Here is a 1,105-nt window from a genome sequence, read left to right as displayed (position 1 = left end):
GAGGCGCGCCGGCGACCCCGCCGGCGCCGCGCCGCGCCAGACGTTGCGCGACAGCGCCTCCTCGAGCGCCGCCCGGTCGCCGGCGCGCAGCGCGGCCTCATAGGCCTGGGCGCGGCCATGGAAGGCTTCCCACATCCGCTTCACGCGCTTGCCGACGGCGAGGTCGCCCACCCCCATCTCGCGGAGGTTCAGGTCCATGTCGGCGAACATCGCGTCGAACACCGCCTGGGCGAGATCCTTCGCGCGCGGATCCGCCTCGCGCAGGATGCGGCAGACGAGCAGCCCGTTGTGCAGCGAGACGAGGTCGAACCGTCCGTCCAGCGTGTCCGGCACACCGAGCTCGGCGAAGAACAGCGGGTTGCGCGCGGCGGCGACGGCGGCGCCGTAGAGCTCGAAGCCGGCGCGTTCGAATGGCTTGCGGCGGAAGAGGCCGAGAAGGCCCATGGAGGACTCCGTTCGCGCGGCTCCGATTGACCCTGCCGCGCCGCGATGGCATGCGGCCCAGATGGAGCGCCACACGCAGATGGTCAACGCGCCGCTGGTCAGCCCGCCTGCGCGGCCGGTCTTCCGCCTCGCGCTCGGGCTTGCCGGGCTGCTCGGGCTCGGCGGCTGCTCCTACCTGCCGGCGGCGCCGTCATTGCCGGGCGCCAGCCTGTTCTCCAGCCCGGCCCAGGTGCGCGGCCACATGGTCGACGACGAGGATCTGCGCCAGATCACCGTCGGCGTCTCCTCGCGCGACGATGTCCAGACGGTTCTGGGCTCTCCGACCGCCACCGGCACCTTCGAGGACCGGGAGTGGTTCTACATCGGCTCCATCACGCGCCAGCGCCCCGGGATGACGCTGGCCGTCGAGGACCAGCGCACCGTCGTCGTCCGCTTCAACGATGCCGGCATCGTGCAGGAGGTCCGCAAGCTCGGGCCCGAGGATGCGCGCCAGGTGCGCGTCGTGCAGCGGGTCACGCCGACGCCGGGCAACGAGCGGACCCTGCTGCAGCAGCTCTTCGGCAATATCGGGCGCGTCGGCCCCGGCCTCGGCGGCAGCCAGCCCGGCGGCCCGACCGGCGGCGCGCCGGCGCCGACCGGGCGCCAGTAGGCCGGGTCAGGC

The 1,105-nt window shown here is 73.7% G+C and carries 2 protein-coding genes; one reads left to right on the top strand and one right to left on the bottom strand.

Going from position 1 to position 1,105, the window contains the following annotated elements:
* Window positions 1-444: ubiquinol-cytochrome C chaperone family protein (locus tag L2I40_RS23540; RefSeq protein ID WP_237217776.1), on the bottom strand; the 444-nt coding region annotated here is incomplete at its 3' end.
* 61 nt (window positions 445-505) lie between these two features.
* Here L2I40_RS23540 and L2I40_RS23535 point away from each other — a divergent pair.
* Window positions 506-1,093 (top strand): outer membrane protein assembly factor BamE, encoded by a 588-nt coding sequence (locus tag L2I40_RS23535; RefSeq protein ID WP_237217775.1) that lies wholly within the window; start codon window positions 506-508, stop codon window positions 1,091-1,093.
* Window positions 1,094-1,105 lie beyond the last annotated feature (12 nt).

This window comes from Falsiroseomonas oryziterrae (assembly GCF_021864505.1).
In the GTDB taxonomy this organism is placed as follows: Bacteria; Pseudomonadota; Alphaproteobacteria; order Acetobacterales; family Acetobacteraceae; genus Falsiroseomonas; species Falsiroseomonas oryziterrae.
Note: the sequence above shows the minus strand (reverse complement) of the source record. Positions and strands in the feature narration are given on the sequence as shown.